Origin of the sequence: Micromonospora sp. NPDC023966, from assembly GCF_040639095.1 — a bacterium.
Taxonomy (GTDB): Bacteria; Actinomycetota; Actinomycetes; order Mycobacteriales; family Micromonosporaceae; genus Micromonospora.
Window position 1 is genome coordinate 211037 of sequence record NZ_JBEZZJ010000002.1, and the last position, 19769, is coordinate 230805.

Here is a 19769-nt window from a genome sequence, read left to right on the forward strand (position 1 = left end):
GCCACCCGTGTCCTCACACCGGCCTCGACGGTTTGATCTGACGGGATCGGCACTGACTGTTCCCGTCTGAGCCACATGTCGCGTCTGTGACTGTTATAACCAGTCTGGGCGGTTTGGCGGATCGAGCGGGAGGTGGGAACGTGCCGGTTCCTGGTGTGCTGACACTCGAGAGCCCGCTTCGGCCACCGGACCGGCCGAAGCGGTCGGACCGGCCGAAGCGGGCCCTCGACGTCGTCGTGGCCGCCGTCCTGCTCGTGCTGCTCGCGCCGGTGCTGGCGATGGTCGCGCTGGTGGTCGCCGTGGGGCTCGGCCGCCCGGTCCTGTTCCGCCAGTGCCGCGCCGGCCGCCACGGCGAGCCGTTCGAGCTGGTCAAGTTCCGGACGATGCGCTCACCGGACCCGCGCCGCGGTCTGATCTCCGACGACGACCGGCTCACGCCGCTGGGTCGCTGGCTGCGCGCCACCAGCCTCGACGAGCTGCCCACGCTCTGGAACGTGCTGCGGGGTGACATGAGCCTCGTCGGCCCGCGTCCGCTGCTGCCGGTGTACCTGGCCCGCTACACGCCCGCCCAGGCCCGTCGGCACGAGGTCCGGCCCGGCGTCACCGGCCTCGCCCAGGTACGCGGTCGCAACAGCCTGGGCTGGGAGGAGAAGTTCGACCTCGACGTGGAGTACGTCGACAGCCGCTGCCTCCGGCTCGACCTCGCCATCCTCGCCGCGACTGTCCGTACCGTGCTGCGCCGCGAGGGCATCTCGGCCGCCGGGATGGCCACCGCACCGGAGTTCCTCGGTTCACCGGTCTCGTCTCCGCGCGCCACCGCGACGGGGCGCACGCCGGTCATGACGGTACGGCCGGGCGACCGGCGATGACGCGTACGGTTCACCTCTCGGCGCCCGACGTCGGGCCGCTCGAGGAGTCGTACCTGATCGCGGCCCTCCGCTCCGGCTGGGTCGCGCCCGCCGGTCCGGACCTGGATGCGTTCGAGCGCGAGATCGCGAGCCGGGTCGGCACCCGCGGTGCGGTGGCGGTCAGTTCGGGTACGGCTGCACTGCACCTGGCCCTGCTCGGGGTCGGTGTCGGGCCCGGGGACGTGGTGCTGGTTCCCACGCTGACGTTCGTCGCGACCGCGAACGCGGTCCGGTACACCGGCGCCCGGCCGGCCTTCGTCGATTGCGATCCGCGCACCGGCAACGTCGACGTCCCGCTGGTCGCCGAGTTGCTGCGCCGGCTGCGCGAGCGCGGCGAACGGGTCGGCGCCGTGGTCCCCGTCGACATGTTCGGCAGCTGCGCCGACTACACCGCGCTGCTTCCGCTGTGCGCGGAGGCGGACGTGCCGGTGGTCGAGGACGCCGCGGAGGCGCTCGGCGCCACGCACCACGGCCGGGCGGCGGGATCATTCGGCCGGGCCGGTTTGCTCTCCTTCAACGGCAACAAGATCATGACCACCTCCGGGGGCGGCATGCTCGTCTCCGACGACCTGCCGCTGCTGGCGCGAGCCCGGCACCTGGCCACCCAGGCGCGCGAGCCCACGCTGCACTACGAGCATCGGGAGACCGGCTACAACTACCGGCTCAGCAACCTGCTGGCCGCGCTCGGCCGGGCCCAGCTGGTGCGGTTGGACGGGATGATCGGCCGGCGGCGGCAGTTGCGCGACCGGTACGCGAAGCTCTTCGCTCCGGTGCCCGGCGTCGAGCTGGTCGGCGCGGAGGACGGGGCGTCGAACTGCTGGCTGACCGTCATCCGGGTACGCCCGGACCGCGCCGGTTGGCGAGCCGCCGATCTCGCCGCGCACCTCCGTGAGCAGGACATCGAGACGCGGCCGGTGTGGAATCCGATGCACCGGCAGCCCGCGTACGCCGACTCGGAGAGCCTGCTCACCGGGGCCGCCGACGACCTGTTCGCCGAGGGGCTGACGCTGCCCAGCGGCAGCGCGCTCACCGAGCGGCAGATCGCCACGGTGCTGGGCGCGATCGACGACTTCCTGACCGTCCGGACCGGAGGGTCGTCCGCGTGACGCCACTGGTGATCGTGGGTTGCGGCGGTCACGGTCGCGAGACTTTGACCATCGCGCGGGCGGTGGTCGCCGCCGGCGGGCCACGCTGGCAGCTGGCCGGGTTCGTCGACGACCGACCGTCGGAGGAGAACCTGAAGCGGGTCCAACGCCTCGACGTGCCGTATCTCGGTGGCGTCGCCTGGCTGCGCGACGCTCCGCCGGAGACCCACCACGTCATCGGGATCGGGGACCCGCGGGTCCGGCGGTCCGTCGCCGCGCGGGTCGACGCGTACGGTGTGCCGGCCGCGAGCCTCGTCCACCCGGACGCCACCATCGGCCCGGACAACCGGTACGGGCCCGGGTTCGTCGCCTTCGCCGGAGCGCGGGTCACCATGAACGTCGCCATCGGCCGGCACGTGCACCTGAACCAGAACGCCACCGTCGGTCACGACAGCTCACTCGCCGACTTCGTGTCGGTCAACCCGCTCGCCGCCGTGTCCGGTGACTGCCACTGCGCGGAGGGCGTGCTGATCGGCACCACCGCCGCGGTGCTGCAGGGCCTGCGGGTCGGGCGGGACAGCACGGTAGGGGCCGGCGCGTGCGTCGTCCGCGATGTGCCCGACCGGGTCGTGGTGAAGGGCGTACCGGCGCGCTGAAGCCGTTCGGACGGACGAAACGCCACCTGCTGCCTCAGCAAAACCCCCCAAACGGAACAAAATACCTGTAACAAGGACAACGGGCGCAACGCTCCTTCTGCCATGCGGCGGAAGCGGTCAGGACGCGACAGGGGAGCCACTACATGCCGCAGGACACAGCGAGCACCGAACGCACGCAGCAGCGGGCGCGCCGGGCGAGAGCCCGCCTCCGCACCGCGGGTTTCCTCGCTACCGACACGATCGCCTGGGTCGGAGGGTTCATCGCGGCCGTCTGGAGCAGGTACGAGTTCCAGCTTCCCCCGGGTCAGCTCAGCCGGTCGGCGATCATCGGGGCCGGAGCCGCCGTCATGTACGTGGCGGTGGCATCGCTGCGCCGTCTCTACTCCGGACGCCACCCCTTGGGCAGCCTGCAGGAGGTGCAGGGGGTGGCCGGGACCACCATCACGACGGCCGCGATCGTGCTGCTGGGCCTGCTGCCCTCGGCCGAACGCCCCGTGCCGGCGAGCACCCCGCTGGTGGGCGGGGCCCTGGCCCTGCTGTTCATGCTCGGCGCACGGGTCACCTACCGGCACCGGCGCGATCTCGCCATGCGTCCGGACGTCCGGTCCTCGACACCCGTGCTGCTGTTCGGGATGGGCGACGCCGGCCAGGGACTGCTGCGGGCCATGCTGAGCGATCCGCGTGGCCGGTACCTGCCGGTCGGCGCGCTCGACGACGATCCGGACAAGCGTGACCTGCGGGTCGGCGGCGTACGCGTGCTCGGCGGCCGCCGCGACATCGCCACGGCCGTCGAACGTACCGGCGCCAGCACCGTCATCTTCTCGGTGGCGAACGCCGACGCCATGCTGATCCGCGAGATCCGCGAGGCGACCCTCCAGACCGGCGCGGCGTTCAAGGTACTGCCGCCGGTGCGGGACCTGGTCGACCACCGGATCACCGTCACCGCTGTCCGGGACGTGCAGATCAGCGACCTGCTCGGCCGGCGCCAGGTCGTCGGCGACCTGCCGATGAGCGCCACCAGCCTGACCGGCCGACGCATCCTGGTCACCGGCGCCGGCGGTTCGATCGGCTCCGAGCTGTGCCGCCAGGTGATGAAGGCCGATCCGGGCGAGCTGATGATGCTGGATCGGGACGAGTCCGCCCTGCACAGCCTCCAGATGTCGCTCTCCGGACGCGCCATGCTGGACGGGCCGGAGCTGATTCTCGCCGACCTGCGCGACGACGAGGGCATCCGGCGGATCATCCGGGAACGGCGTCCGGAGATCATCTTCCACGCCGCCGCGCTCAAGCACCTCACACTGCTCGAGCGGCATCCCGGCGAGGCGGTCAAGACCAACGTCTGGGGCACGCTGTCCGTGCTGGACGCCTGCCAGGACGTCGCGAAGTTCGTGAACATCTCCACGGACAAGGCGGCCGACCCGATCAGCGTGCTGGGCTACTCGAAGCGGATCACCGAACGGCTGACCGCGCACGCCGCCTCCCGGTTTCCCGGGACCTTCCTCAGCGTCCGGTTCGGCAACGTGCTGAGCAGCCGCGGGTCGGTGGTGACGGCGTTCCAGCGGCAGATCGAGGCCGGGAAGACGCTCACCGTCACCCACCCTGACGTGACCCGCTACCTCATGACCGTCCAGGAGGCGGTCCACCTGGTGCTCCAGGCGGCCGGGATCGGGCGCGACGGGGAGGCCCTCGTACTCGACATGGGCGAGCCGGTGCGGATCCTCGACCTGGCCCGCCAGATGGCCGAGCAGGCGTCCAGTTCGGTGCCGATCGTCTACACCGGCCTGCGCCCCGGTGAGAAGCTGCACGAGGACCTGCTCGGCACGGGCGAGATGGACACCCGCCCGTTCCACCCCCTGGTGTCGCACGTCGCCGTGCCCCCGCTGGACCCGATGGAGGTCAGCGGGCTCGACCCGTACGCCGAGCCGGCGGAGGTCGTCGAGCAGCTCGCGCTGCTCGCCGCCCAGCCGTTCGCGCCCGCGGCGGACGGGCCGCTGGACGTCCGGTTGTCGTCGCTGAGCACCGAGCGCTGATCCGGGACGGAGCCGGGCGGCGCACGACAGACGCAACGGGGCGGCACCGACCAGGTGCCGCCCCGCTGTGTGCCGCGGTCAGCGGCGGATGCCCGCCCAGTCATGGTGACGGCGGACGGTGGAGAGGATGAAGTCGACCACCCGGCGGGAGGTGTCCGGGACCTGGTAGTCGACCGGACAGGGAACGCCCTGCGCGGCAACCTGGTCCACGGTCACCCGCACCGCCTCGACCACGCCCTCCGGGTCCAGCCCGGTCATGATGATGCCGCCGGCGTCGAGCGCCTCCGGTCGCTCGATCGACTCGCGCAGCGTGACCGCGGGGAAGCCGAGGATGGCGGCCTCCTCGCTGATCGTCCCGCTGTCGGACAGCGTGCAGTACGCCTTCGTCTGCAGGTGCACGTAGTCGAGCAGGCCGAACGGTTCGTGGAAGGCGATTCCGTCCAGCACGCTCGCGTCCGGCGCCAGCGCCTCCAGCCTCTTGCGGGTCCGGGGGTGCGTGGAGACGAGCACCGGGAAGCCCCAGTGGTCGCGTACCGCGCGCAGGCAGTCCAGCAGCCGGGCGAGCCGGTCCGGACGGTCGACGTTCTCCTCGCGATGGGCGCTGACCAGGAAGTACCGGTCCGCCGTGAGCTCCAGCTGGCGCAGGAGCGTCGAAGCGGCGATGCCCGTCCGATAGTGCTCCAGCACCTCGCGCATGGGCGAGCCGGTGTGCAGGATCCGACGCGGGTGCAGTCCCTCGGCCAGCAGGTTGCGCCGGGCGTGCTCGGTGTAGACCAGGTTGAAGTCGGAGACGTGATCGACCAGGAGCCGATTCGTCTCCTCCGGCACGTTGAGGTCGAAGCACCGGTTGCCCGCCTCCATGTGGTAGACGGGCACCTTCATCCGCCGGGCCATCAGCGCCCCGATGCAGCTGTTGGTGTCGCCGAGCACGAGCAGGGCGTCCGGTCGCAGCTCGGCGATCGCCGACTCCAGGCCGACGAGCACGCCGCCCAGTACGCGTCCCAGCGACGACGTGTCGACCCGGAGGAACCGGTCGGGCTCGCGGATCCGCAGCTCCTTGAAGAAGACGTCGGACAACGAGCTGTCCCAGTTCTGCCCGGTGTGCACCAGCGTGTGGTCCACCGCGTCGTCGAGCCTGGCGATCACCCGGGAGAGCCGGATTATCTCCGGCCGGGTTCCCACCACCGTCATCACCCGCGTCATGTCGTGCCTCTCGCCGAGCCGGCCCAGCGTCTGCCGGCAGCTGCCAATCGTTGGACCAACGAACTCGGACGGGCGACGGTCGCGGCCGTCTCACGGCCTCAGCCCTCCGGCCCACATCACCTTCCTCCCTTATGTGCCCTTATGGGGGTTCTAATCGTTATTGGGCAGTAGTGTCTTATTCAATCGCGATGTGAACTCCCGTCACCGGGACGGGGGAGGACTGGAGGAGATGTGGCTTCCTCGCTCTCGGGTCGACGCTTCCTGATCACCGGCGGGACCGGCTCGTTCGGCCAGACGATGGTCACCCGCCTGTTGGACGCCGGGGCCGAAGAGGTGCGTGTCCTCAGCCGCGACGAGTCCAAGCAGGACGCCATGCGGCACCGGCTCCGCGACGACCGGGTCCGCTACTACGTCGGAGACGTCCGAGACCAGGACAGCGCCGTCAAGGCGACCCGCGGCGTCGAATACGTGTTCCACGCCGCCGCGCTCAAGCAGGTGCCGTCCTGCGAGTTCTTCCCGCTCGAGGCGCTCCGGACCAACGTCCTGGGCAGCGCCAACGTGGTGGACGCCTGCGAGCGCAACGCGGTCGAGGCTCTGGTGCTGCTCAGCACCGACAAGGCGGTCTACCCGGTCAACGCGATGGGGATGACCAAGGCACTCATGGAGAAGGTGGCCCAGGCCCACGCCCGCAACAACCCCGGCGCCCGTACGCGGGTCTGCTGCGTCCGCTACGGCAACGTCATGTACTCCCGCGGCTCCGTCATTCCGCTGTTCATCGAGCAGATCCGCAACGGGGTCCCGCTCACCGTGACCGAGCCGGCCATGACCCGGTTCCTCATGTCGCTGGAACAGTCGGTCGAGCTGGTCGAGCACGCCTTCCACCACGGCCAGCCGGGTGACGTGTTCATCCGCAAGGCGGACGCCTGCACGATCGGGGACCTCGCCACGGCGCTGTGCAACCTGTTCGGGGTCCCGGCGAAGTTCGACGTGCTGGGGATCCGGCACGGCGAGAAGCTCTACGAGACGCTGGCCAGCCGCGAGGACCTGGCTCGGGCCGAGGACTTCGCCGACTTCCTGCGCGTACCGGTGGACAGCCGGGACCTCAACTACGGCCTCTACTTCGACGAGGGCGACACCGACCGCGACCACCGGGTGGACTACCACTCGCACAACGCCCGCCGGTTGGACGTCGCCGAGGTCATGGCGCTGCTGTCGACCCTGCCGGAGATCCGCGCACAGCTCGACGCGATCGCCCTGCCGACCGTCGCCACCCGCGCGTGACCGGCGCGACCGGGCCGGGCCGCACCGCCGACGAGCGTGCCGACCGGGTGGCGCTGGTCAGTCAGTGGTTCCCCCCGGAGCCGACCGGGATCCCGCTGGGCATCGCCCGGGCGCTGCGGGGATACGGCTTCGCCGTGGACGTGCTGACCGGGGTGCCCAACTATCCGACCGGCACCGTACATCCCGGCTACCGGGCCCATCGCCGAACCGTGGAGGACCGTGACGGCCTGCACGTGCTGCGGTCCCCGCTGTACCCGAGCCACGACCGCTCGGCGGTCCGCCGCGCCGCCAACTACCTGAGCTGGGCCGCCTCGTCCACCCTCTTCGGTCGACGCCTCCTGCGCTCCGCCGACGTGTCGCTGGTCTACGGCTCGCCCATCACCGCCGCCAGCGCCGCGATGGCCGCCCGGCTGCGGTGGGGCACCCCGTACGTGCTCATGGTGATGGACCTGTGGCCCGACTCGGTCTTCGCCACCGGGTTCCTGGCCGACGGCCCGGGTCGCCGCCTCGCCCAGAACGCCCTCGGCCGGTTCACCGACCGCGTCTATCGCTGGGCCGACCACGTCACGGTCCCCTCCCCCGGCCTGCGCGAGACGGTGCTGGCGCGCGGCGTGCCGGCCGAGAAGGTGTCGGTGGTCTACAACTGGGCCGATGAGAAGGTGATGCAACCGACCGAGCCGGACCGGGAGTTCCGGGCGCGTCTCGGCCTCGGCCCGCGCGACTTCGTCGTCATGTACGCCGGTAACGTCGGCGCCGCCCAGCGGCTCGACGTGGCCGTCGAGGCGATGGAGCACCTGCGTGACCTGCCGGACGTGCACCTGGTGCTCGTCGGCGACGGTGTGGAACGCGAGGCCCTGCGCCAGCGGGCGACGGCCCGACGGTTGGCGACGGTGCACTCCGTCGACCCGATCGAGCCGCACCTGATCTCGGCCACCATGGCGGCGGCGGACCTCCAGCTGGTGTCGCTGGCCGACGAGCCGCTGTTCCGCATCACCCTCCCGGGCAAGGTCCAGGCGATCCTCGCCAGCGGCCGGCCCGCCCTCGTCTGCGCACCCGGCGATGCCGCCCGCATCGTGACCGGGGCCGGGGCAGGGTTCGCCGCACCGCCGGGCGACCCGGTCGGTCTGGCGGAGGTCATCCGGCAGGCGCGTGCGACGCCGGCGCACCTGTTGCGCGCCATGGGCGACGCGGGCCGGCGGCACTACCTCGGGCACATGAGCGAAGCCATCAACGCGCAGGTGCTCGCCGACCTGCTGACGGATGCCGCACGGCGAGGTGGCGCGGCCACCCGCCGGGAGAGGAAGACACGATGACCCGGGTTCTCGTCCTCGGCGTAACCGGAATGCTGGGCCACACCCTGCTGCGGGAGCTCGACCGGGATCCGGACGTCGAGGTGCACGGCACCGCCCGGGCGCGGGAGGTGACGGGCCTGCTGCCGGCCGATCTCGCCGTCCGGGTCAGGACCGGTGTGGACGCGCGCGACGTCGACGGGATCCGGCGGCTGCTGCACGACGTCCGGCCGGACGCGGTGGTCAACTGCGTGGGAATCGTCAAGCAGCGCCCGGAGGTGCAGGACGCCGTCGGGACGGTGTCGCTGAACGCGCTCTTTCCCCACCTGCTCTCCCGCGAGTGCGCCGCCGTGGGCGCCCGGTTGATCCACGTCAGCACCGACTGCGTCTTCTCCGGCGACCGCGGCGCCTACGTGGAGACCGACCTGCCCGACCCGCCGGACCTGTACGGGCGGTCGAAGCTGCTGGGCGAGGCGACGGAGGGCGGCGCGCTGACGCTGCGGACGTCGATCATCGGTCACGAGCTGGCCTCGAACCGGTCCCTCGTCGACTGGTTCCTCACCCGGTCCGGTGTGGTGAGCGGCTACACCAAGGCCATCTACAGCGGGGTGACGACCCTCGAGTTCGCCCGATTGCTGCGCACGGTGATCCTGCCGCGTACCGACGTCGCCGGGCTGTACCACGTCGCGGCGGCGCCGATCCCCAAGTACGACCTGCTCCGTCTCGTCGCCGCCGAGTACGGCTGGACCGGGGAGATCGTGCCCTACGACGGATTCGTCTGCGACCGGTCCCTGTCGGCCGAGGCGCTCGCCGCGGTCACCGGCTACCGGCCGCCCTCCTGGCCGGAGATGATCGCCCAGTTGCACGCGGCCCGGACACGCTGGGGTCTGGCCTCCCCCACCGCGCCGGGCGGCGACCCGTCGCCGTCCTGACCAGCCGTCCGCGGGCCGCGGGCGTCCCCCGGCGCCCCGGCCCGACGGCGTCCCCGAAACCGGGCGAGGCCGCCGGGCGGGCGACGGGGAGCGGCCGGGTCAGCGCCGCGGCCGGTGCGTGTCGGCCGCGGCGGAGAGGATCTCGAGGTACCGCGCCAACTGGTCCTCCCGGTAGAGGCCGTCCAGCGTGGACGGCGCCAGCTCCGGGACCCGGCCGGTCCGGTCCTTCTCGGCCAGCCACATTCGCAACTGGTCGGCGATCTGCCCCGGATCGCTGAGGACGACGCCGGCGTGGCGGGACCGCAGGATGTCCGCGACGATCCCGTCGGGGTGCCCGATCATGAGGATCGGACGACGGGCCCGCAGGTAGTCGAAGAACTTTCCGGGCACCGTCCCGGCGTCGCGCGGGTCGTTCCACATGACCAGCACCAGAACGTCGGCCTCCGCTTGGACCCGCCACGACTTCTCGGCCGACACCTCGCCCAGATTGGTCACCGAGTCGGCGACTCCGGCGCGTTCGGTCGCCGCCTGGGCCACTCCGTTGTCCTCACCGGCGAAGACCACGTTGACGCGCCGGGCCTCGGGCCCGAGCAGCGCGACCGCGTCCAGCAACGGTGCGGGATCCCGCTTGCCCGGGTTGAGCCGGCCGGTGTGCGCCAGGGTCAGCGTCGCGGGTCCAGATGCAGCCGGCTGCCAGGCGGGGGGCTCGGCCTCGTCGGACGCCGGCGGTTGCCGGTCGATGCCGTTCATGACGACCTCGGTGTCGATCCCGAACGTGGTTCGCATGATCTCGGCCAGCGGCTCGGAGATCGTGACGCAGTTCGCGGCCGAGCGGAGCAGCCGGTGCTCCATCCGGCGGTCGATGACCTGACGGATGCGGGTGCGGCCGTACGGCCAGTAGTCGTTGCCGACCGTCCACAGGTCCCGGTAGTCCGCGACCCAGGGCACGTCCAACCGGCGCGCGATTCTCGCGGCGACCAGGTATGCCGACGCCGGCGGACCGGTCACCATGATCACATCGGGGCGCCAACCGTCCCGGTTCCGCAGGAACTGCCGGACGGCCGGCACCACCCAGTTGACACAGGCGTCCGGGATCAGGACCTCCCGCCCGATCGCGCCGAGCGCTGTCAGCAGTTGGCGCCGGCCCACCCGGGACCGGGCCTCCGCGCGGCGTACGGACGAGACGAGCTGGGCCGACCGGGGCACCGGGGCGGCCCGGAGGATCTGGCTCTCCGGAATACCGGGATCCGGTGCGCCCGGGTCCGCCGGCGTCGCGGTCAGCACCCGCACGTCCCACTTCCGGTCGGCGGCGAACCTGGCCAGTTCGCCCGGCCGTCGGGCACCCACCGATTCCGAGGGCGGGAAGACGTAGGCGATGATCAGCAGTCGGGGTCGCATGTCGGTTGACTCGTTCCTCGTGGGACGGGGCCTCAGCGCGAGCGGAGGCGTCGCAGCGTCGGCCACCCCGGCAGGTGTCCGTTCTGTCAACGTTCGGATCAACGACCCGCTATGCCCCGAGTTATGCGGAATCCCGCGCGGCGGCCGGACCGGTCACACCGGTTCCGCCTGCCGCGCCGGCACGGACGGCCCGTCGTCGCGAACCCGCCTCCCCGCATCGCTGCCGCCGACGACCGTCCGCAGCGACAGCAGCCAGCAGGCCGCGTAGGCGACGGCGGTCGCGATCCCGAACCCCCACACGGCGGTCAGCGCCGACCCACCGGCGAGCCAGGTGATCCCGACCGTGCCGGAGACGACGACGATCCGCGCCACGTCCCAGGTGAGCTGGAGACCCTGGCGACCGAAGACGACCAGCGTCTGCGACAACGGCGAGGCGACGAGGTGCGCGGCCGTGCCGATCGCCAGGGCCTGGGCGAACGCCCCGCTGCCCGCCCACTCGTCGCTGAACACGAGCCGGAAGAGCATCGGCGCCGCCAGCACGACGAGGGCCGCGGCCGGAAACGCGATCAGGACGAGCTGACGGCTCGCGTTGAGGAAGATCCGCGGCGTCCGCTCGGGCGTCTCGCGGGCTGCCCGGGCGAGCTCGCCGAGGTAGACCTGGGCGACGGCGGTGCCGAGCAGGGCCGCCGGCGCCGCGAGGACCCGCTGGGTGAGGCCGAGCAGTCCCGCGGCGGTGCTGCCGTACCAGAAGGCGATCAGCAAGACCGGAAGCTGGAGCCCCAGCACGTTGAGCAGCCCCGACGGCGCCAGCACGAGGGGAAACCGGCGGTACCGCAGCGCGGTCCGCCACAGCTCCCGAGGACTGCGGGCGGCTCTGGCCTCCGCGCCGCCCAGGCGGGCGCCGGGAGCCAGCATGAGCGCGCCGGCCGCCTGACCGAGAGCCAGGCCCAGGGCAAGGCCGCCCGCACGCACACCGGCCGCTCCCGCGAGGAGCTGGGTGACCAGCATCGAGACGGACTGCAGGAAGTTCCGGCGGCCGATGGAGGCGTACCGGCGGTGGCGGATCGCGAGCTGGTTGAGCACCAGGAGGCACCCCATCGCCGCGGAGGCCCACGGGACCAGCCACAGCCAGGTCCGCAGGGCGGGCTGGCCGAACGCGTCGGCGACCGGGTCGCCGGCCACCGCCACCACGGCGGTGCCCAGCGTCGCCGTCAGCAGGGCGCAGTTGAGCCCCAGGGCCACCAGCGCGTGCGCGCCGCGTTCCTGCTCCGGAAGCGGCACGGCCAGGTCGAAGCGGAACGCCGCGACCGTCCCCAGGGTTGCCACCAGGGTCGCGATCACGGTGAAGACGCCGAAGTCGGCCGGTGAGTAGAGGCGCGCCAGTGCGGGTGCCGCGGCGAGCAGGAGCAGTTGGCCGCCGACGGTGCCCGAGGCGATGCTCAGCACGCCTCGACGGCTCACGCTCAGCCGGGACCGCGCCGCCGCGCGCAGTCCCGTCCACCGCATCGCGTCGCCGCGCACGCCCTATCGACCCGCCGCCACCGGATCGCGCCCCTCCCGGACGGGGACGGTCCGCCCCGGTTGCCAGCCGACCGGCCCGTACCGCTGCGGCGCCGGGCCCGTCGAGGACGACTCCGCGGCGCGGGCGCGGGCCGGGAGGGCGGTGTCCGCCCGTTTGATCCGGCCGCCCCAGTACCAGAGCGCCAGGTAGGCCACGAGGCCGGTGTTCAGCAGCGTCTCCGGGCCGCCCACCGCCCAGGTTCCCAGCACGACCGTCATGCCGGCGTACCCCATCAGCTCAAGGGAGTTGTAGCTGCGCCGGCGCAGCCCGTTGAAGGTGATCGTCTGCAGGACGATGGCGAGGCCGGCGGCTCCGGCCAGGACGCCGAGGGTGCCGAAGTTGTAGTGGATCGAGCCCCACAGCGACGGCGGAGAGGTGCCGACGGGCGAGCCGTAGAGCGTGGCGAACACCTCGTTGGCCAGGGTGCTTCCCCGGTCGCCCGGAAGGACGCCCAACAGTGAGCGCAGCCATTCGCCGCCGTAGCGGACCGGCAGCTGAGACGTGTAGTTGAAGGCGGCGAGACCGGAGAGCTGGTTGTCCTCCAGGAAACGCCGGTAGAGCTCGGACGCCGATGCCCGGAGCGGATGACCGCCGTCCTCGCTGCGACCCAGGACCTGCGTCGCGACGAGCACCACCGGGGCGCCGATCAGCGGCACCAGCAGGACCCACCGGGACATCGCACGGCCGACGGCGAGGAACGAGTAGACGACCAGGGTCAGCAGGAAGAGGAAGAACGCGCCGCGCTGGCCGGTGCCGATGAGCGCCAGCGCCGCCAGACCCAGTGGGAGCAGGGCGCAGACCCGCCCCAGCAGGCCGGGCCGGTTGAAGTACCAGACGGCGAGGAGCACGGCGAGCGACGGCAGGAGGATGTTGCGGAACTGGTTGGCATAGCCCGGGAAGAAGTAGTCCTCTCCCGCGTACGACTGCAGCCGGAGCGTGGTCACGTCCTCCGCCTGACCGGTGAGCAGGCCGCGCAGGCCCACGACGAAGGCGCTGTAGCCGACGGCGGCGAAGTACAGCCCGGTGGCGACCATCGACACCATGATCACCAGCACGACGGCCGGCGTCGGCCGCACCAGCCGGAAGGTGTACGGCGCGTGGTCACCCACCCGCCGGGGCACGGTTCGCCGGCTGGTGCGCAGGCACATGAACGTCACCATGCTCACCAGCAGGTACGTCGCCACCGCCCCGAGCACGAGGTGGCCGTAGAACGTCTCGGTGCGCGAGTCCGGGTCGATGAGCTGGACCGTCCCGAAGGCCATCAGCAACTGCGACACCACGAAGAGCCCGTCCGGGGTGAGCAGCCCGTAGGTGCGGACGGCGACGACGTAGTGCAGGGCGGCGAGCAGGAGCACTGGAACGAGAAGCAACATCATCGCTTGCTGAATCCGATCATCGTCTGGACCCGTCCGCCGAAACTCGGGCAGGGTGCGGCTCCGCCCCGCGGCACAACACGGTCAACGACACGCCACCCGGCAGGTCACGCGCCGCCACCCGGTCGGATCCACCAAGACCGCCACGTGGAGTCGCCGCCCCGACACGCCGGGTATCAGACGCAGCCATCGAACCATTGACATACATGCCGCACAGCGGCCAGGCTCGCGCCTGATGTCCTTCCACCGAAGGGGGCGCGATGAGACCGACACGGCTGGCGATCGCCGGCGTGTTCACCCTGGTCGGCGCGATGACGCTGACCGCTCCGGCCAGTGCGCGGCCACCGTCCGACCCGGGCGGCCGCGACGGGCTGGAGGTCTACGTCGGCACGGTCGACGCGGCGCAACTGGAGAAGCTGCGGGCGGCCGGGGTCGACCTGGACGAGGACCACCGGTCCGCCGATCCGGCCGGGGCCACCACGATCGAGACCGTGCTCACCCGACGGACGGCGGCCCGGCTCACCAGCCAGGGCGTGCCGCTGACCGTCAAGAAGGTCCGCGGCAGGCCGGCCTCCCAGGCGCTGCGTGAGCAGGCCGCGGCCGGCTGGACGGCGTTCCGGTCGTACAGCGAGCCGGGCGGCATCCGGGACGAGCTGACCGCCACCGCGGCCCGGTATCCCGGGCTGGCGAAGGTGGAGACCATCGGGCGTACGGTGCAGGGCCAGCCGATCCTGGCGGTGAAGGTCACCCGCGGCGCGCGCACGCTGCCGGACGGGAAGCGGCCGGCGGTGCTCTACGCGAGCACCCAGCACGCCCGCGAGTGGATCACCCCGGAGATGACCCGCCGGCTGCTGCACCACGTGCTGGACAAGTACGGCGCCGACCCGGGGATCACCCGGCTGCTGAACACCACCGAGCTGTGGTTCCTGCCGGTGGCCAACCCGGACGGCTACGACCACACGTTCACCCCGGGCAACCGGCTGTGGCGCAAGAACCTGCGGGACAACGACGGCGACGGCCGGATCACCGGCGCGGACGGCGTCGACCTCAACCGCAACTTCAGCTACAAGTGGGGGTACGACGACGAGGGCTCCTCGCCGGAGCCGGCCAGCGACACCTACCGGGGCGCCTCGCCCAACTCGGAGCCGGAGACCAGGGCGCTGGACGGGCTGTTCCGCCGGGTCGGCTTCGAGTTCTTCGTCAACTACCACTCCGCCGCCCAGCTGCTGCTCTACGGCGTCGGCTGGCAGGTGAGCACCCCCACCCCGGACGACGTGATCTACGAGGCGATGGCCGGCGACGACGCCCACCCGGCGGTGCCCGGCTACGACCCGGACATCTCGGCCGAGCTGTACACCACCAACGGCGACACCGACTCGCACGCGCAGGTCCGCTACGGCGCGCTCGGTTTCACCCCGGAGATGTCCACCTGCCAGACGGCCGCCGCGTCGGACCCGGACGACCAGTGGCGCCCGGAGGACTGCGTCAGCGGCTTCGTCTTCCCCGACGACGAGAAGCTGATCTCGGCGGAGGTGGCGAAGAACCTGCCGTTCGCCCTGGCCGTGGCGAAGTCCGCGGCCGACCCGGACGATCCCGCCTCGGTGGTCGGCCGGAGCACCCCCGACTTCGTGGTGGACGCGTTCGACACCTCGTACGGGCGGACCCAGCAGGTCGCCTCGATCACCCGGCGCGCCCTGAAGGACGTGCGGATGCACTGGACGGTCAACGGCGGCCGGCCGAAGACCACCAAGGTCCGCGAGTGGCGCGGCGGCGAGCGGTACGGCGACACCAACGACCGCTACTACGCCGAGTTGCGTGGCACGGTCACCGGCACCCGACCCGGCGACCGGGTGGAGGTCTGGTTCACCGGGGTGAAGCCGCGCCAGGGCCCGGTGGCCAGCGCGCACTTCACCTACCGGGTGCACCCGGACATCGGTGGTGACGTGCTGATCCTCGCCGTGGAGGACGTGACCGGGCCCAGCCCGGCGCAGGACGCCACCACCGCGAAGTACGCCGCCGGCATCGCCGCGTCCGTCGAGAAGGCCGGGCACCGCGCCGACGTGTACGACTTCGACGCGATGGGCCGGAAGGCGCCGCACCCGCTCGGCGTGCTCTCGCACTACCGGGCGGTGGTCTGGGAGACCGGGGACGACGTCATCCTCCGCTCCCCCGGGCAGGTCGCCGGCACCACGGCCGAGGCGGCGCTCACCACCGAGCTGGCCGTCCGGGACTATCTCAACGAGGGCGGCAAGGTTCTGATCAGCGGCAGGTACGCGCTGTTCGCGCAGGGCTCCGACGGCGGGTACGTCTACCGGCCGGGCGCCCCGCCGGAGTGCCTGGACCCGGACGACGTCGCCTGCCTGCCACTGCTCAACGACTTCCAGCAGTACTGGCTCGGGGCGTACAACTACCTCGGCGACGGGGGCACCGACCCGTCCGGCGAGCCGTACCCGGTGCGCGGTTCGGCCGGGGCGTTCACCGGCTTCGCGGGGAGTCTCAACGCGCCCGGGTCGGCGGGCAACCAGGACCACACCGCCTCGTTCCTCAGCACGTCGAGCTTCCTGCCGCCGGACCGGTACCCGCAGTTCGCCAGCTCGGCGGCGGTGGACTGGGCCCGGCCGGGCGCCGCGCCGTACGACCCGCGCACCGGGGACTGGTACGTGTACAGCGGCCGGGCCGACGAGGCGTACAAGCGGCTCACCCGCACCGTCGACCTGACCTCGGCGACCGCTGCCGAGCTGCGCTTCGCCACCTCGTACGACATCGAGGAGAACTGGGACTTCATGATCGTCGAGGCGCACGAGGTGGGCAGCGACGACTGGACCACGCTCCCGGACGCCAACGGCCACACCCGCCCGGTCGCCGGGGAGAGCTGCGCCTCGGGCTGGGTGGACGAGCTGCACCCGTTCCTCGCCCACTACCAGGGCGCGGACTGCTCCCCGACGGGCACCACCGGGAGCTGGCACGCGGCCACCGGGTCGTCCGGCGGATGGCAGGAGTTCGCCGTCGACCTCTCCGGCTACGCCGGCAGGAAGGTCGAGGTCGCCATCTCGTACGTCTCGGACTGGGGCACCCAGGGCCTCGGCGTGTTCCTGGACGACGCCCGGGTGACGGTGAACGGGTCGGTGGTCTCGGAGACCTCGTTCGAGACGCCCGACCTGGGCGGCTGGACGGTGGCCGGGCCGCCGGCCGGCTCGGGGCCCGCGGCCAACGACTGGACCCGCAGTGAGCAGGCGTTCGAGGAGGGCTCGGCGGTGGTCACCGCCGACAGCGTCTACCTCGGCTTCGGGCTGGAGGGGCTGGCCCCGGCGGCCCGGAACGACCTGGTCGCCCGGTCGCTGACCCACCTCACCGGCCGGCCGCGCCGCTGAGTCCGGGACGGGCGCGCCGGCGGTGGTCCCGCCGCCGGCGCGCCTGCCCGTACGCCCCGCCGACCGGGCCCGGATGTGATGAGCTGTACGGGTGGCGGGACTGGGTCTGGTGCTGCACCCCACCCGGGACGTCTCCGAGGTGGTCGGGATCATCGAGCGGTGGGCGTCGCGCCACCGCAAGACGCTGCTGGTCCGCGCCGAGGACGAGCACCGGGTGCCGTCCCGCGTCGAGCCGGTCCCCGCCGAGGAGCTGGCCGTCCGCGCCGACGCGCTGATCAGCATCGGCGGCGACGGGACCATGCTGGGCGCGCTGCGCATGGCGGTGCACGACCCGAAGCCGGTGCTCGGCGTGCACCTGGGCCGGCTCGGCTTCCTGGTGGAGGTCGAGCCGCCGGACCTGCCCGACGCGCTGAGCCGGCTGCTGGCGAAGGACTTCACCGTCGAGTCGCACGCCTGCCTCGCCTGCGACGTGTGCGGCGACGACGTGGTCGCCTTCAACGACATCGCGCTGGTCCGCCAGCCAGGCTCCGGGTTCGTCACCGCCACCCTGGCGGTGGACGGCCAGCGGTACGGCTACTACCGCTGCGACGCCCTGGTGGTCAGCACGCCGACCGGCTCGACCGCGTACAGCTACGCGGCGGGCGGACCGCTCATCTCACCGGCGGCGGACGCCGTGGTGGTGACCCCGTCGGCGCCGATGGCGGGCATCTCCCGGTCGGTGGTGCTCGCCCCGGAGGAGAGCATTCGGCTGGACCTCCGGCCGAATTCGGCGGCGGTCGCCGTCGAGATGGACGGGCTGGTGATCAAGGACGCGGCGACCGAGGGCGCGGTGCAGATCCGCTACCAGCGGAACGCCGGCCTGGTGGTGCGCTTCGACCCGAAGCGCTACCAGGAGCGCAACCAGCTCAAGCTGAGCCTGCTCGACCTGCCCTTCCTGCCCGACCAGCTCCGCGAGCTGCTCCCCGAGGAGCTGCGGCGCGAGCGCAACCAGCGGGAGCTGGAACCACCCTGCTGACCGGCCGGGTCAGGCCTGCTTGAGCACGTCGGAGACCAGCGCCTTCGCCTCCTCCTGGATCCGGGTGAGGTGCTCCGGGCCCTGGAACGACTCGGCGTAGATCTTGTAGACGTCCTCGGTGCCCGACGGCCGGGCGGCGAACCAGCCCGACGCGGTGCTCACCTTGAGCCCGCCGATCGACGCCCCGTTGCCCGGCGCCGTGGTGAGGGTCGCGGTGATCGGCTCGCCGGCCAGCTCGGTCGCGGTCACCTGCTCGGGCGAGAGCTTGGCCAGCACCGCCTTCTCCTCCCGGCTGGCCGGGGCGTCGATCCGGGCGTAGGCGGGCGCGCCGAAGCGCTCGGCCAGCTCGGCCCAGTGCTCGCTCGGGGTCTTCCCGGTGGTGGCGATGATCTCCGAGGCGAGCAGGCAGAGCAGGATGCCGTCCTTGTCGGTGGTCCAGGTGCTCCCGTCGCGGCGCAGGAAGGACGCGCCGGCGCTCTCCTCGCCGCCGAAGCCGACCGCCCCGTCGAGCAGGCCGGGCACGAACCACTTGAAGCCGACCGGCACCTCCAGCAGCGGCCGGCCCAGGTCGGCGGCGACCCGGTCGATCATCGAGGAGGAGACCAGGGTCTTGCCGACCGCCGCGGCCGGCCCCCACTGCTCCCGGGTGCGGAACAGGTGCCCGATGGCCACGGCCAGGTAGTGGTTGGGGTTCATGAGGCCGCCGTCCGGTGTGACGATGCCGTGCCGGTCGGCGTCGGCGTCGTTGCCGGTGGAGACGTTGAACCGGTCGCGGGCCGCGATGAGCGAGGCCATCGCGTTCGGCGAGGAACAGTCCATCCGGATCTTGCCGTCGGAGTCGAGGGTCATGAACCGCCAGGTCGGGTCGACCGTCGGGTTGATCACCGTGAGGTCGAGGCGGTGCCGCTCGGCGATCTCCCCCCAGTACGCCACGCTGGCCCCGCCCATCGGGTCGGCGCCGATGCGCACCCCGGCGTCCCGGATCGCGGCGATGTCCAGCGCGGCGGGCAGGTCGTCGACATACCGGGCGAGGAAGTCGTACTCCCCGGTGGTGTCGGCGGCGCGCGCCCGCGCGTACGGGATGCGCTTCACCTCCTTGAGCCCGGCGGCGAGGATGCTGTTCGCGCGGTCCTGGATCCACTTCGTGACGTCGCTGTCGGCGGGCCCGCCGTGGGTGGGGTTGTACTTGAAGCCGCCGTCGTCCGGCGGGTTGTGCGACGGGGTGATCACGATGCCGTCGGCGAGCCCGGCGGTGCGGCCCCGGTTGTGGGTGAGGATGGCGTGCGATAGCGACGGGGTGGGGGTGTAGCCGTCCCGGCTGTCCACCAGCACGGTGACGTCGTTGGCGGCGAGCACCTCCAGCGCGCTGGCCTCAGCCGGTGCGGAGAGCGCGTGGGTGTCCCGGGCGAGGAAGAGCGGGCCGTCCAGGCCCTGCTCCCGGCGGTAGTCGCAGAGCGCCTGGGTGACGGCGAGGATGTGGTCCTCGTTGAAGGCGTTGCGCAGGCTCGACCCGCGGTGCCCGGACGTGCCGAAGGAGACCTGCTGCGCCGGGTCGCTCGGATCGGGGTGCCCGGCGTAGTAGGCGGTGACCAGCCGGGGCACGTCGACCAGGTCGGCGGGCTCGGCGGGCTGGCCGGCACGGGGGTGGGCCACGGTCGGAACCTCCT

Annotated in this window: 14 protein-coding genes; 9 read left to right on the plus strand and 5 right to left on the minus strand. The window is 72.3% G+C overall.

Annotation, left to right across the window (positions count from 1 at the left end; translation table 11 throughout):
• Positions 1 to 140 precede the first annotated feature (140 nt).
• The 4 genes from AB0F68_RS05150 (at position 141) to AB0F68_RS05165 (ending at position 4679) form a co-directional block, all read left to right on the plus strand.
• Complete coding sequence (locus AB0F68_RS05150; protein ID WP_357333081.1) at positions 141 to 869, plus strand: sugar transferase; 729 nt, start codon at positions 141 to 143, stop codon at positions 867 to 869.
• Positions 866 to 2014: an aminotransferase class I/II-fold pyridoxal phosphate-dependent enzyme gene (locus tag AB0F68_RS05155; RefSeq protein WP_357333082.1), complete on the plus strand. Its 1149-nt coding sequence runs from the start codon at positions 866 to 868 to the stop codon at positions 2012 to 2014. Before AB0F68_RS05150 ends, AB0F68_RS05155 begins: the two co-directional genes overlap by 4 nt.
• A complete protein-coding gene (locus AB0F68_RS05160) occupies positions 2011 to 2649 on the plus strand; it encodes a NeuD/PglB/VioB family sugar acetyltransferase (RefSeq protein ID WP_357333083.1) in 639 nt (212 codons plus the stop codon). The genes AB0F68_RS05155 and AB0F68_RS05160 overlap by 4 nt, the downstream gene beginning before the upstream one ends.
• A gap of 143 nt (positions 2650 to 2792) precedes the next feature.
• The gene (locus AB0F68_RS05165; protein WP_357333084.1) at positions 2793 to 4679 is read left to right on the plus strand and encodes a nucleoside-diphosphate sugar epimerase/dehydratase; all 1887 of its coding nucleotides are present in this window, start codon (positions 2793 to 2795) and stop codon (positions 4677 to 4679) included.
• A 78-nt stretch (positions 4680 to 4757) separates the two neighbouring features.
• Here the strand turns inward: AB0F68_RS05165 and wecB are convergent, their stop codons facing one another.
• A complete protein-coding gene (gene wecB, locus AB0F68_RS05170; protein ID WP_357333085.1) occupies positions 4758 to 5870 on the minus strand; it encodes a UDP-N-acetylglucosamine 2-epimerase (non-hydrolyzing) in 1113 nt (370 codons plus the stop codon).
• A gap of 243 nt (positions 5871 to 6113) precedes the next feature.
• Between wecB and AB0F68_RS05175 the strand changes: the two genes are divergently transcribed.
• The 3 genes from AB0F68_RS05175 to AB0F68_RS05185 are packed head-to-tail and all read left to right on the plus strand — an operon-like array spanning position 6114 to position 9384.
• Positions 6114 to 7163, plus strand: a complete 1050-nt coding sequence (locus tag AB0F68_RS05175; RefSeq protein ID WP_357333086.1) for a polysaccharide biosynthesis protein — start codon at positions 6114 to 6116, stop codon at positions 7161 to 7163.
• Positions 7160 to 8476, plus strand: a complete 1317-nt coding sequence (locus AB0F68_RS05180) for a glycosyltransferase family 4 protein (protein ID WP_357333087.1) — start codon at positions 7160 to 7162, stop codon at positions 8474 to 8476. The genes AB0F68_RS05175 and AB0F68_RS05180 overlap by 4 nt, the downstream gene beginning before the upstream one ends.
• Positions 8473 to 9384 (plus strand): SDR family oxidoreductase, encoded by a 912-nt coding sequence (locus AB0F68_RS05185; RefSeq protein WP_357333088.1) that lies wholly within the window; start codon positions 8473 to 8475, stop codon positions 9382 to 9384. Before AB0F68_RS05180 ends, AB0F68_RS05185 begins: the two co-directional genes overlap by 4 nt.
• Positions 9385 to 9483: 99 nt before the next feature.
• Here the strand turns inward: AB0F68_RS05185 and AB0F68_RS05190 are convergent, their stop codons facing one another.
• The 3 genes from AB0F68_RS05190 to AB0F68_RS05200 all read right to left on the minus strand — a co-directional run bounded on the left by AB0F68_RS05190 (position 9484) and on the right by AB0F68_RS05200 (position 13719).
• Complete coding sequence (locus tag AB0F68_RS05190) at positions 9484 to 10782, minus strand: glycosyltransferase (RefSeq protein WP_357333089.1); 1299 nt, start codon at positions 10780 to 10782, stop codon at positions 9484 to 9486.
• Positions 10783 to 10935: 153 nt separating this feature from the next.
• Positions 10936 to 12288: an oligosaccharide flippase family protein gene (locus tag AB0F68_RS05195; RefSeq protein WP_357333090.1), complete on the minus strand. Its 1353-nt coding sequence runs from the start codon at positions 12286 to 12288 to the stop codon at positions 10936 to 10938.
• 18 nt (positions 12289 to 12306) lie between these two features.
• On the minus strand, positions 12307 to 13719 hold the full coding sequence (locus tag AB0F68_RS05200; protein ID WP_357333091.1) for an O-antigen polymerase: 1413 nt from the start codon (positions 13717 to 13719) through the stop codon (positions 12307 to 12309).
• 257 nt (positions 13720 to 13976) lie between these two features.
• On the opposite strand from AB0F68_RS05200, the gene AB0F68_RS05205 reads away from it, so the two are divergent.
• Together AB0F68_RS05205 and AB0F68_RS05210 are read left to right on the plus strand one after the other, a co-directional pair.
• The gene (locus AB0F68_RS05205) at positions 13977 to 17087 is read left to right on the plus strand and encodes a M14 family zinc carboxypeptidase (RefSeq protein ID WP_357333092.1); all 3111 of its coding nucleotides are present in this window, start codon (positions 13977 to 13979) and stop codon (positions 17085 to 17087) included.
• A gap of 91 nt (positions 17088 to 17178) precedes the next feature.
• Positions 17179 to 18102: an NAD(+)/NADH kinase gene (locus AB0F68_RS05210; protein WP_357333093.1), complete on the plus strand. Its 924-nt coding sequence runs from the start codon at positions 17179 to 17181 to the stop codon at positions 18100 to 18102.
• 9 nt (positions 18103 to 18111) lie between these two features.
• On the opposite strand, the gene pgm is transcribed toward AB0F68_RS05210, so the two are convergent.
• Positions 18112 to 19755 carry a phosphoglucomutase (alpha-D-glucose-1,6-bisphosphate-dependent) gene (gene pgm / locus AB0F68_RS05215; protein ID WP_357333094.1) on the minus strand — a complete coding sequence of 548 codons (1644 nt, stop codon included), beginning with the start codon at positions 19753 to 19755 and terminating at the stop codon, positions 18112 to 18114.
• Positions 19756 to 19769: the final 14 nt, after the last annotated feature.

Bases quoted from the DNA above. Each gene is read 5' to 3' on its own strand.
- AB0F68_RS05155 (WP_357333082.1), top strand. From the start codon at position 866: ATGACGCGTACGGTTCACCTCTCGGCGCCCGACGTCGGGCCGCTCGAG.
- AB0F68_RS05165 (WP_357333084.1), top strand. From the start codon at position 2,793: ATGCCGCAGGACACAGCGAGCACCGAACGCACGCAGCAGCGGGCGCGC.
- wecB (WP_357333085.1), bottom strand. From the start codon at position 5,870: ATGACGGTGGTGGGAACCCGGCCGGAGATAATCCGGCTCTCCCGGGTG.
- AB0F68_RS05185 (WP_357333088.1), top strand. From the start codon at position 8,473: ATGACCCGGGTTCTCGTCCTCGGCGTAACCGGAATGCTGGGCCACACC.
- AB0F68_RS05190 (WP_357333089.1), bottom strand. From the start codon at position 10,782: ATGCGACCCCGACTGCTGATCATCGCCTACGTCTTCCCGCCCTCGGAA.
- AB0F68_RS05195 (WP_357333090.1), bottom strand. From the start codon at position 12,288: ATGCGGTGGACGGGACTGCGCGCGGCGGCGCGGTCCCGGCTGAGCGTG.
- AB0F68_RS05200 (WP_357333091.1), bottom strand. From the start codon at position 13,719: ATGATGTTGCTTCTCGTTCCAGTGCTCCTGCTCGCCGCCCTGCACTAC.
- AB0F68_RS05205 (WP_357333092.1), top strand. From the start codon at position 13,977: ATGAGACCGACACGGCTGGCGATCGCCGGCGTGTTCACCCTGGTCGGC.